The 12,643-nt window shown below is 69.9% G+C and carries 5 protein-coding genes; 1 reads left to right on the top strand and 4 read right to left on the bottom strand.

Annotation, left to right across the window (positions count from 1 at the left end):
- Positions 1-31 precede the first annotated feature (31 nt).
- The 3 genes from C6Y14_RS40705 to C6Y14_RS40715 form a co-directional block, all read right to left on the bottom strand.
- A complete protein-coding gene (locus tag C6Y14_RS40705) occupies positions 32-487 on the bottom strand; it encodes an SUKH-3 domain-containing protein (protein ID WP_107021969.1) in 456 nt (151 codons plus the stop codon).
- Complete coding sequence (locus C6Y14_RS40710) at positions 484-9,525, bottom strand: SpvB/TcaC N-terminal domain-containing protein (protein ID WP_159074406.1); 9,042 nt, start codon at positions 9,523-9,525, stop codon at positions 484-486. The genes C6Y14_RS40705 and C6Y14_RS40710 overlap by 4 nt, the downstream gene beginning before the upstream one ends.
- A gap of 326 nt (positions 9,526-9,851) precedes the next feature.
- Positions 9,852-10,472, bottom strand: a complete 621-nt coding sequence (locus tag C6Y14_RS40715) for a TetR/AcrR family transcriptional regulator (RefSeq protein ID WP_107021977.1) — start codon at positions 10,470-10,472, stop codon at positions 9,852-9,854.
- Positions 10,473-10,569: 97 nt separating this feature from the next.
- On the opposite strand from C6Y14_RS40715, the gene C6Y14_RS40720 reads away from it, so the two are divergent.
- On the top strand, positions 10,570-12,138 hold the full coding sequence (locus C6Y14_RS40720; RefSeq protein ID WP_107021971.1) for an MFS transporter: 1,569 nt from the start codon (positions 10,570-10,572) through the stop codon (positions 12,136-12,138).
- Positions 12,139-12,307: 169 nt separating this feature from the next.
- Here the strand turns inward: C6Y14_RS40720 and C6Y14_RS40725 are convergent.
- The coding region (locus tag C6Y14_RS40725) for an ACT domain-containing protein (RefSeq protein ID WP_159074407.1) at positions 12,308-12,643 on the bottom strand (336 nt) is incomplete at its 5' end.

Below are 12,643 nucleotides of genomic sequence, written 5' to 3' on the forward strand. Positions count from 1 at the left end.
CCACCGGCCACGGGCCCGGCGGCCGACGTGATCACGGTGGGCTCCCGTCGACCGGAACGAGTCTTTCCGGTGCCACTCCGGTGATCAGCCGCTCCAGGGCCAGATCGCTCGGGCCGCACCTCAGTACCCAGGCCGCCAGGAGGTGCACGACACCCTCCTCGTCGATCGCCAGGAAGAACTCGCCCTGCCCCACCTCTCCCACGGGGAAGAAATGGCGGCCGAACCGTTCGGAGAGTTCCGCGAACCTGCCGGCCTCTCCGACGGCCAGCTCCGGGTCCAGCTCGAACGGTTCCAGCGCGCGTGTGACGCCGGGGCCGTCGAGCTCCACCCGGATCCCGCCGAACTCCCGCAGGAACTTCTCCGCCGCCTCGTGCCAGGTGAACTCCGACAGCGACGCCCTCCATCGGGTGAGGTCGACGCGGCGGTCCGGCACCCAGCCGGCGTCCCGGAGTCTCTGCTCCGTCCCCGGGGAGAAACGGGCCATCATTCCCACTTCCAGTTGAGCTTGAAGTGCTCCACGAGCGGCTTGCAACTGTCGCACGGACCTATGAGCTTCTGGAATCCCTTGTTCCCTCGGGAGCGCCCGAGGACGGCTCCGGCGTCGGCTCCGGTCGGATCGATGCCGGCGTCCAGTGTCTTCGTCAGGCAGTCGAGGAGACCGCAGCCCCCGTGGTTGTTGCCCCGCTTGTCCAGCGGGATCGGGTCGATGATCTTCTTGAGGTCCTCGTGCACCCGTCGCGTACCCGCGCCCCCGTCGCTGTAGCCGACGACGGTCTCCTTCCCAGGGGGCTGGAGCGCCTCGATCGTCTGCGGACGCTGCGAGTTGGACAGGTCGGCGGCCTTGTCCGCCTCCGCGCGCAGGGTGTCGACGACGCCGTCGCCGCAGTTGGTGTTGTGGACGAGGACCGGGGTGTCGCCCGCCCGCACGTAGTAGGTGTGCAGGTCCGCGACCGTGAGGTTGTGCACCTGCTGGTGCCGGGCCGTCCACGGCTCGACGGCGGTGATCTGGACGTGGGTGCCCGCGCCGGTGCGGACCCACATCCCGGACCTCAGGTCCTCGGCGTCGAGCCAGCGCCCCAGGTCCTCGACCCAGAAGGGGTGTTCGTCGGTCGCGGTGACCGAGTCCGTCCGGTCGCCGTTGTCGCCGTCCACGTCGAGCGTGATCTTCACCAGGTCCTTCTCGCCCTGGCCGGTGATCAGATGGGTGACGGGCCTGGCCTCCGTGCGGCCGGTCTCCGGGTCCGTGGCCAGGACCAGATCGCCGGTCTCGACCTCTTCGATCGGTTTGGCGGAGCCGTCGGCCAGCTCGACCTCCGTGCCGGGCACGAAGCTGTTCACCGGGCACGGCGAGGGCGGGGCCGCCTTCGAGGCGTCGGCCAGCTCGTCCGCCTTGGCGGCCGTCCCCTTGCCCGCCTTCGCCGCGTCCCTGATGTCGTCGACCCTGGTCGCGACCGCCCCGACCACGTCCCCGCCCTTGGTGGCGGCCTGCCGGGTCAGCCCCACGCCGCCGGGGACACCCGGTACGAAGGCCAGGGCCACGTCGGCCATCACACCCGCCGCGTCCCCCGCGGCGGTCCAGTAGTTGCCCTCCCGGACGTTGCTGACGGCGCTCACCACCCCCACCCCGATGCTGGCGGCCTCGATGATCAGATCCAGGTAGCCGCCCGAGCTGTCGGTGAACTTCAGGGGGTTGTTGGCCCCGTACGCGTAGGAGGAGAGGTTCGCCGGGGTGTACACGCCGCCGTTCGGCGTGCCGCCCAGGTAGTTCCCGAGCTCCGGATCGGCGGACTGCCACAGGCCCGACCGCGCGTCGTAGTAGCGGTCGCCGTGGTACGTGTAGCCCGTCTCCTTGTCCAGCTCCTTGCCGGTGAACCCGTACGGGTTGTCCGCCCCCCTGTTCTCGTCGACCCAGACCTCCCCCGACGGGAAGTGGTCGAGGTGCTCCGTGATCCGGCCCTTGTCGTCCGTACCGAACGAGGTCGAGCCCAACTGGTCGGCGTGGTAGTAGAACTGGTCCTTCTCGTACAACCCGAGCGGCTTCGCGGTCTTCGTCGCGATGCGCGTCGTGCCGATGAAGACGTGCTTGAACTCCTGCAGCCCCCGCGCCGTGTAGTTCTGGTTCGGGTAGAGGGTCGTCTGCGCGCCGTCCTTGACGACCCGCTCGCCGTCCGCGTCGTACGTGAAGCGGACCGTCGGCAGCTTGTCGCAGGACGACGGTTCCTGGTCCACCGTCTCGAACTTCCACAGTTCGTGGACGCACGCCAGCCGGTTGTCCTCGTCCCAGACCTGCTGCCGGCGCGGGTGGCCGAGGGTGTCGGACTCGCTGTCGATCTGGTTGCCGTCGGCGTCGTACGACAGGGACTCGGCGCCCACCCGTGAGGGAGCGTGCGGGCTCGCGCCCTTGTACGCGTAGCCGTGCGTATAGGTCGTGGCCTTCTGCACGTGCTCATAGCCGCTGTCGGGGTCACCGAGCACGATCGCGTGGCGCTGGGACTTGCCGGTGATGTTGTGGATGGTGTCGTACGTGGTCGACATCGTGTACGTGTCGGTCGTCTTCTTCGCCACGGCGTACGAACCGGTCGCCTTCGTCAGGCGGTACAGGTTGTCGTACTCGTAGCTCTGGACGGTCGGACCGCCCGGCTCCGAGCTGTTCGTGGCGGGTTCGGCCGCGTTCTCCTGACGGGTGAGGTTGCCCACCGCGTCGTACGTGTAGGTCAGGTTCTGGAAGGAATCGCCCTTCGGCAGTGTCGAGTCGAGCGTCGCCAGACGGCGGTCCTCGGCGCCGTACGTGTACGTCGTCGCGGTGCCGTTGCCCAGCTCCACTCGGGTGCGCTGCCCGAACTTGTCGTAGTCCAGGGACTTCAGATAGTCGTAGCTGTAGTGCTTCTTGGTCCCCGTCGCCGCGGTGACCTGGCCTCCGCTGTCGTAGGTGTAGGCCAGTTCCTCGCCGTCGGGGTACGTCAGCGACAGGACCCTGCCGAAGCTGTCGTAGCGGTAGCCCGTCGTGAAGACGCTGGTGGTGTGGAGGGGGCCCGGCAGGGTGCGGGTCTCTTCGACGACCTCACCGAGGGGGCCGTACTCCCGCTTCACCACTCCCGCGGCGTCCTCGATCTTCGTCACCCGGCCGACGGCGTTGTGCCCGGCGTCCGGACCGCCGTACGTGTAACGGACGTCGTTGTCCTTGAAGACCGGGTACTTCACCTCTTCCAGCCGGTTGAAGTCGTACTTGTACTCGATCGCCTTGTGCTTCTTGGCCAGGTCCGCCGTGATCGTGCGGATCACGTTGCCCGCCGGGTCGTAGACCGTCGTGGTGCGGCCCGTGTCCGGGCTGTCGACGGCCGTACGACGGCCGAAGTCGTCGTACTCACTCTTCGTCGTGTTGTTCTTGTCGTCCCCGACCTTCGTCAACTGGCCCAGGGCGTCGTACCCGTACGACGTCCAGACGGGCGCGTCGGCCGCCTTCGCGCCCGGTTCCCGTACGGCGGTCTTCTGCTGCCGTACGTCCAGGTAGGCGCGGGTCCGGTTCTCCTTCGCGTCGGTCGCCACCGTCTCGAACCGGCTCTCGCCGGACCGGTCCTTGCCGAAGCCGTACGCCAGGGAGGTGACCGTGCGGTCCGGCAGCTCCGTGCGCAGCGGCCGGTCCATGACGTCGTAGGTGACCGTGGTCGGGCGGACCGTGTCGACGGCCGTGTTGTAGGCCGTGTTCGCGTCGCCCTTCGGCTCGGTGACCGGGTAGTACTGCTTCACCGCCCGGCCCAGCGCGTCGTAGACGGTGCGGCCGGAGACCGTCATCACGTCCTTGCCCGCGACCTCCGCGTCCTTCTTCGTCTGGACGACGCGGCCCAGACCGTCGACGAAGGTGACGGTGTCGATCGTGTCGTCCTTCACCCTGCCGTTCGCGTCGCGGTCCAGATGACGGGTGACCGCGAACGGGACCTCGGCCCCGGGGCTGTACTCGAAGGCGATCGTCGGGCGGTCCGCCTTGCGGTCGTGCGGGCCGGTCACCGAGGTGACCCGGCCGACCTGGTCGTAGGTGGACGACACCTTCTGGTCGTTGATGTCCGTGGACTCGGTCTGCACGCCGAACCGAAGGTCGTACTCCGCCGTCGAGCGGTAGCCGAAGCTGTCCTTCGTCCTCGTCACGTACGAGCCCGTCGGACCGTCGTACTCGTACTCCAGCCGGAAGCGCTCGCCCCGGTGGTTCTCCGGTTGCCGCACCGCCTTCAGGATGCCGGTGTCGTAGTACTCCAGGTCGGTGACCGCCCCGGTGCCGTCGGCCAGGCGGGCCGTGTGGCAGGTGACGTCACCCGTCGCGCAGTCCACCTCCGACTCGCGCGAGCGCATCCTCTTGCCGCCGCCGTACACCTCCACCGCACGCGCGACACCGACGATGTGGGCGTCGGCGCACTCCGTGTAGCGGGTCCTCGTCTCCACGTCGTCGAGGGCACCCGGCTCGCCGTAGTCGACCGTGCGGACGACATTGCCGAGATCGTCGTACGAGATCGCGCTCGACGTGCTCTTGCCGGGTTCCGCCTCGCCCTCGTACCAGCGCGACTCCGTCTTCCTGAGCTGCGGGAAGAGCGTGGCACCGGTGGAGCCGCCACCGGAGGGCTCGCCGGTGGCGACGTCCAGCAGGGTGTAGGTGTTCAGCGTCTCGGTGAACAGGGCACCCGAACTGTCCGCCACCGTCTGGCGTCCGACCAGGCCGCGCGTGTAATGGCTGCCGGTCTCGTACTCCGTGGTGGCGGTGCGCTGCCCGTCCTGGTGGGTGGCGACGGTGCCGTAGCCGCGGAACTCGCGCTCCAGCCGGTCGTACACGCCGTCCCGGTAGGTGAAGGCGAGCGACTGGGTGTCGGGGCCGTCGCCGGGCAGGTTGTCGTGGACCTTCGCGCCGCTCAGGAGCCAGCGCGTGCCGGGCTGGTCGTAGGTGTTTCCGTCGCGTGTGTAGTCGAGGTCGATGCGCGAACCCAGCGGCCGGGCGACGGACTTGAGGAGGTTGGTGCGGCCGGTGCGGTTGGCGGCGACGGTCAGCTCGCTGTCCTTCGTGGAGGCGAGGTGGTCGGCGAACCCGTCACCGTCGATGTCGCGCAGCATCTGCTCGGCGCGCGAGGCGCCGGTGGAGACGTTGGCGCCCGGGTTGGTGATGACGCAGCCGGTCACGAACAGCGCGCAGAAGGAGACGGTGAAGTAGGCGCCGCCGCCGAGTCGGGCGTTGGAGTCCTCGTTGATCCCGTCGAGGCTGCCGTTGAAGGGCACCGGGGCGGCGAAGCCGGAGCCGGTGTTGAGGGCGACCCTGATCGGCTCGCCCGCCAGGACGCGGTCGGCGCGGCCGTCGCCGTTGACGTCGACCAGGGAGTTCTTGGTGGACGTCGAGGTCTGGTCGAAGGAGGCGCCGCCGCCGAAGCCGTAGAAGTCGGTCTCGAAGCCGATGTTGAGGCCCGAGCTGGAGCTGGTGCCCTCGTTGATCTTTCCGCCGGGCCAGGGTTCGGCGGCGGCGAAGCGGTATCCGAGGTTGAGGGCGGCGCGGCCGTCCTCGTAGACACGGTCGGGCAGGCTGTCGCCGTTGATGTCGAGCAGGTCGAAGCGGCCGTCGGACTTCCCGGTGCCGAGGTTGCCGCCGACGCCCAGCGGGGGCATGTCGTTGCCGGACGTGGCGGTGTTGGCGGTGCCCGAGGCGGGCGGGGCGGCGTGGCCCCGGCCGGTGGTGATGGTGCGGGCGGCGCTGCCCGCGTTGGCGTTGCCGGTGACGTTCTCCGACTCGCGCACCGCTCCGCCGGGGACGTCGCCCCTGGTGGCGCCGAGCACGCCGGTCGGGTCGGTGTACTGCACACCGCCGGCGCCGACGACGTCGGGATAACCGTCGCCGTTCAGGTCGAGGTAGTCGAGGACGCTCTGCGAGGTACCGCGGGCGATGCTGCCGCCGACACCGCCGCCGAGCGAGCCGGTCAGCGAGATCTGCTCCGACTCGGAGATCCGGGGCACCGCCTGCACGGAGGCGAGGGAGCCGGCGGTGGGCAGGCCGATGGTCTGGCCGCCGTAGCGTGAACCGGCGACCCGGCCGGCCGCCACCCAGACGTCGCCCGAGGCCCAGCGGCCCCGCTCCGGGTCGGGGGTGAACGGCACCACGTCGGGCGGGGTGATGCGCGGGTCCTTCTCGAAGTCCTCCAGGTCCCGGTCCGGGTCCACGTCGTCGGGCAGTCCCGAGGGAATGGACTCCCCGCTCAGGAGGTCCTGCTCGATGGGCTGCCCGGCCCGGTCGCCCTTGCCGTTGTAGCCGACCGCGGACCAGCCGCGGTACGGGCGGGCGAAGGCGCCCTCGGCGACACGGGTGTGTACGGTCGCGGCGACCGTGTCGTCGCCCACGACCACCTCCGCCCCGGTGACCCCGGAGCCGGTGACGTCGAAGTACAGCGCCTCGCCCGCGTCCGCTTCGACCTGGACCGACGGCGGCTCGCCGCCCGGCTCCACGGTCTTCTTCGCCAGCAGCGCGCCGCGCTTCTTGACCGTGAAGACCGCGGTGCCGGAGGTTCCCTCGACGCGTGGAGTGACGGTGAACGTGCCGCCGGGGGCGGTGTACACGCGCTGCGCCTCTCCGCCGGTCGCGTAGGTGTCGATGTCGTAGGGCGGGCTGAACCTCGATTCTCCTTCCGCGCCCGAGGTGTACTCGGCCTGCGGCGCCCATTCCAGTCGGGTGACGTCGACCGGCGAGTCCGTCCTGATCCGCCAGGACAGTTTCTGTCCCTTTGTGACCTGGACCGACGTGTCGATACCGAAAGTGCCGGTCTCCGCGGCGTCGATGGTCCGCTCGACCACGGGGTCACCGTCCCGGGTGACCTGGACGGTGATGTCGTCGGTGGTCGCCGCCGTCTTCTTCAGGTCGCCGGTCAGGCGCAGGGTGCCGGCCGTCGGCACGTCGACGCTTCCGGCGCGCCCGGCGAGGGTGAAGTCCTCGGACGCCTTGTAGGAGTGCAGGGGCAGGCCGTTGGCATCGCTCGCCTCGAACCCGGTGTACGTGATCGCCGGGTTCCAGGCGACCTGGTCGGCGGAACCGTCGAAGACCGAGCCGACCCGGAAGTACAGCTGGTCGCCCCGCTCCACCTCGATGGCGTCGACGCCCTCGGGGGTGCGCGGCGCGTAGTCGTCCTCCTGGACGCGGGCCGACCACAGCTCCCGGTCCTCGTGCTGCACGGCGACCCGGACGCCGTCGGGTTCGGCGAACTCGGGCAGCGGGCCGTCGACCTCGTCCAGGGTTACGGTGCCGGTGACGGCCACGGTCCCGTCGTACGGGGCGGTCCACCGGCGCACCGAGTCCACCAGCGGGAAGGAGGCGATACGGCGTTCCCGTTCGGCGGTCAGGTCGGGAAGGGCTCCCGCCACGTCGGCGGCGCCCGTACCGATCGGCGCGGGGGTGTCGGCGGCGGACCCGTAGGTCACCTCGCCGTTCGTGCCGACCCGGCCGAACAGCACGGCGGAGCCGTTGACGAGGTCCACCACACCGTCGGCGTTGGCGTCGGCGAAGTACCGCTGGGTGGTCGAGACGGTGCTGACGTGGTCGAGTTGCTGGGCGCCCGCCAGATAGCTCTCGATACCGGCGGTGCGGCTGCTGGAGGACTCGCGGAAGATGCCCGGCAGGTTGTGCAGGGGGGTCGTGGTCCCGGCGAACTTCGGCTCTCCGCCGGGGCGGGAGAGGTTCTTGCGGAAGACATGACCGTCGCCGCGCTCGAAGACCTTGTCCGGGAGGCTGTCGCCGTCGACGTCCACCAGGGCCAGCAGCCCCTCGTCGGTGGACCGGTTGTAGCCCGCCTTGACCCCCGCGGAGCCGCTCTTGCGGGGGTTCGTGCCGAAGCCGACGTACAGGTGGCCGCCCGCGCCGGTGGAGGTGTTGCCGTTGAGGGCTCCGGCCTCGCCCGCGCCCGAACGCACGCCGTCGACCCGGCCGTTGCGCACGTTGTCGTCCGGCGAGGACCAGTCGACCTTCGCGAACGCGTCGTACACGCCGTCGGCGTCGCGGATGTCGTCGTAGTAGGAGAACTCGTGCTCGTTGAACACCTTGCCCGCCGCGTCGAGCTGTGCGACCGACTTCAGCAGTGTCTTGTGGAACGCGCCTTCGCGGTAGGCGAGTTCGTAACCGCGGACGAACTCGTCGCGGTAGCGCACCTCGACGCGGCGCAGCAGGTCCGCGGTCACCCGCTTGAAGCCGCCGCGCGCGTCGATGGAGACATCCGGGCGGCGCGTCTCGTCCAGCTCGCGGTCACGGACGAAGGTCACCGTGTAGGGGCCGTCGGTGTCCCCGCGCCCGGTGTAGGCGATCTTCTTCACGTACAGTTCGCGGCCGGCGACCGTACCGCCCGTCACGCCCGCGTCCTCGACCGATGTGTAGCTGTAGCGCACCGTGTTGCCGTGCGGGTCGCGCACCTCGCGCAGCGCCCACGAGAAGATGCTGCCCTCGTCGTCGGTGAGCACGGCTCCCTCACCGCCGTAGACGGAGCGGATCCCGGACTTGTCGGTCACCTCCCAGCCGTACGACTTCGGTGAGTCGCCGGTGCGGACGATGCGGGCGAAGCCGCCCTCGACCCGGGTGTGGAAGACCCTGTCGCCCTCGCTACGGGGCCGCGGTGCGGTGCGGTGTGCGATCGGGGTGAGCTGTTCGCCACCCAGTACGTACGTCTCGGTCTCCTTCGCCGCGTCGTAGCGCGGCACACCCCAGCGGGTTTCGACGGAGACCGACGGTGTCGTGAGTTCCCAGCCGCTGCCCAGCCAGCTGTCGGTGCCGGCCGAGGAGTAGCCGACGGAGAGCGAAGGAGTGAGCCCGGCCCGTCCCGCCGGAAGCTCCAGCGGGTACGAGAGCCGGGCGTCGCCCTGGTTGTTGGCGGCCGGGGCGGCGATCTGGTTGATGCCGGAGCCGGGGTCGGCGGCCTGGATGCCCTTGATCCGGTTGGGGTCGTGGCTGACCTGTTCGGGGCCCTCGGGGGCGACGACGGTGGCGTTCACCATGTCGGTGAAGTGATCGGTGAGCGAGACGACGACGTGCAGGTCCTGGTCGACCCTGACCCGCTCCAGCGGCTGCCAGCAGTCGGCCGCCTCGTCGAAGTAGAACGTCCGCACATCCTCGGGCGTGAGCCCCGCCGTCTTCACCGCGTCGGGGTCGTACGGGAGTGTCACCGTGACATCGGTGTCGAAGGTGTGCGGGGTCGGCGTGAACCGGAAACCGCTCGGGCCCTCGGTCACGTTGTCCATGCCGGAGCCGAGGCTCGGCATGCTGCTCTCGGTCAGCGGCTGGACACCGATCTCCGTCGGCCGGTCCACCGCCTCCGGCGCCAGCGCCACTTCGGCGCCGTCGCGCGCGACGCTCTTGATCACCCCGGCGCCCGGGACGACCCACTCCTTGGTCACCGGGGCGGATTCCGCGGCGATCGGCCCCTTCGCCGACGCCTCCGACCCCGGTACGCAGCCGCCCAGGGGCTGCACATTCGCCGCGGGTACTGGTTCGCCGGCCCGCCACACGCTGCCGGACAGCAGCGACACGAGCAGGGCGAACCCCAGTAACAGCGGAAGAAAACGTCTACGTCCCCACACCCGACCGGCCATGATGCGGCCCGACCCTTCAGCAGCGGCTAATTCGGCAGGTTGCGCTGTTCCGGAAAGATCCGGTGGGTGTCACAGCGGGTACCACAGAGGGCTGTTCACGCACAGAAAACACACACCGAACACACGTGCACCACATAGTCGGGTCGGCGTGTACACGTCACCAGCCGAAAACTCGCCGCCGTACCGGCGAGATTTGGCCATGGGGGCGGGGTCGGCCGCCGTTCAGAAGCGCGCCAGGACGCGCGACGGCGGCCGGATCACCGTCAGGCCGCCGTCTCCCCCGTCACCCCCGGCACCTTCCCGCCCGTCGCCTCGATGACCTTCCGCAGGCCCGCGGTGAGTTCACCGGCGTCGGTCGCGGTCTCGGGGTCGAAGGTCCACTGGGCGATGAGCCCCATCATCAGGGTCATGTAGAACTTGCCCAGGGTGTCGACGTCGTCCTCGGACACGTCCTCCTCCTGGCCGCCCATCAGCATCGGAATGATGCCGCGCGCCCCTTCGCGCTGAGCCTTCGCGAGGTGGGCGCGCACCCCGGGCAGCTTGTCACCCATGGCCACGATCTCCATGCTGAGATGCCAGGGCGAACCGGGTGTACGCATGGTCGCGATGACGTTCTTCCAGACCTCGTGGAACCGCTCCAGCGAACCCGGCTCGGAACCGGCCGCCCTCCGCTGCTCCTCCGCACCGTCGAAGTCGTCGGAGACCGTCTCGACGATGGAGATGTACGCCTCCGCGAGCAGCGTGTCCTTCGACCCGTAGTGGTAGCCGATGGACGCCAGATTCGTCCCCGACTCCTTGACGATGTCGCGCGCGGTCGTCCGGGCGAAGCCCTTTTCCAGCAGGCAGCGCTTGGCGCCTCGAAGCAGATCCTCACGGTGTCCCATGCCGGTCACCCTACCTCCGGGACAGACAACCGTCCCAGACGCACGTTTTATACGAGCGTACTAGACACGTGTTTTATACGCCCGTACAGTCCTGGGCATGACGAACCCACAGCACCCGACGAGCCCGGAAACCGATACCGCACCGCCTGGCGGACCCCGCGCCGGCCGCCGCGAATGGACCGCGCTCGGGGTCCTGATGCTGCCGCTGCTCCTGGTGTCCATGGACGTCTCCGTCCTCTACTTCGCGATTCCCCAGATCAGCGCGGACCTGGAGCCGAGCGGCACCCAGCAGCTGTGGATCTTCGACATGTACGCCTTCGTGCTCGCCGGCCTGCTGATGACCATGGGCTCGGTCGGTGACCGCGTCGGCCGACGCAAACTGCTCCTGATCGGCGCCGCGGCCTTCGGCGCCGCCTCGCTGGTCGCCGCGTACGCGAACAGCCCCGAGACACTGATCGCGGCCCGCGCGGTACTCGGTATCGGCGGCGCGACCCTGATGCCGTCCACCCTGGCGATGATCCGCACCCTCTTCACGGACCCGGGCCAGCGCTCCAAGGCGATCGGCATGTGGTCCGCGGTGATGACGGGCGGTGTCGCACTCGGCTCGGTGATGAGCGGCGTCCTCGTCGAGCACTTCTGGTGGGGCTCGGTGTTCCTGGTGAACCTGCCCGCGATGGCGCTGCTGCTGGTCATCGGCCCGTTCCTGCTCCCGGAGTCCAGAAATCCGTCACCGGGCCGCTTCGACCTGCTGAGCGTGCCGCTGTCCATGGCCGCCGTCCTGCCGGTGATCTACGGCGTCAAGGAGATCCCTTCCGAGGGCTGGAACGTCCGTTACGTCGTCTCGGTGACCGTCGGCCTGCTCTTCGCCGCACTGTTCGTCCACCGCCAGCGGACCGCCGAGTCACCGATGCTCCCGCCCGCGCTCTTCCGCGGCCAGGGCTTCACACCCGCCGTCTCACTGAACCTGCTGTCGTCGTTCGCCATGATGGGGTCGGCGTACTTCACCACGCAGTACCTCCAGTCCGTGCTCGGCAAGAGCTCCATGGAGGCCGCGCTGTGGGCCCTGCTGCCCACGCTGCTGGTCGGCGTCGCCGCTCCGGTCGCCGCGCAACTCGTCCAGCGGGGGGTGAACCGGGCGTACGTCGTCGCCGGCGGCTTCGTCCTCGCCGCCTGCGGCTACGGGATGCTCACGCTCGCCGGTACGGACTCGATGTGGCTGGTGCTCGCGGCGGCGGGCGTCATCGCCTCCGGCATCGTCACCGTGATGTCCCAGATGATGGACCTGGCGCTGGGCACCGTGCCGGCTCGGCAGGCGGGGACCGCGTCCTCGGTCCTGGAAACCGGGGCGGAGTTCGGGGGTGCGCTGGGGATGGCGCTGCTGGGGTCGATCGGGACGGCGGTGTACCGGCACGAGATGCCGGCCTCCGCGCCGGCGGGGGCGCGCGAGACGCTGGGGGCGGCGCTTGCCGAGGCTCAGCGGTTGCCCTCGCGGGCGGGCGAGGCCCTGACAGCCGCGGCCCGCGAGGCCTTCACCAGCGGTATGCAGGCAGCGGCGGTCGCCGGCACGCTGCTTCTGCTGGGCGCGGCGGTCCTTGCGGCGGTAACCCTGCGCCAGGTGCCCGCACCCCGACCGCAGTCCCCCGAACGGGAAAAGGTCTGCGCCTGAAGGTTAGGCCCCCGAACCCCCGAAAAGATTGCGCAGTTCCCCGCGCCCCCAGGTACCTGGGGGCGCGGGGAACTGCGCGAGCGGGAAAAGCCGGGCGCAGCCCGCTTTTCAGGGGCGCGGGGAACTGCGCGGCCAGCCCTCACCGGGGCCGCGGACGAACGGGGCGGGGTCAGACCAGGTTGACGGACCTGGCCTGCGTCGCGCCGATTTCCTCCGCCAGCTCCGTCAGGACCGGCTGCGGCACCGTGTCGTCCACCGTCAGGACAGCGAGAGCGTCACCGCCGACGTCCGCACGGGCGACCTGCATACCGGCGATGTTGATCCCCGCCTCACCGAGGATCCGGCCGAGCGTGCCGACGACACCGGGACGGTCGGTGTAGTTGAGGACGACCATGTGGTCGGCGAGTGCCAGGTCCACGTCGTACTCGCCGACGGCGACGATCTTCTGGTGGTGCTTGGGGCCGGCGAGCGTGCCGGAGACCGAGACTTCCTGGCCGTCGCCGAG

It is taken from the genome of Streptomyces dioscori (assembly GCF_003024195.1).
GTDB lineage: Bacteria > Actinomycetota > Actinomycetes > Streptomycetales > Streptomycetaceae > Streptomyces > Streptomyces dioscori.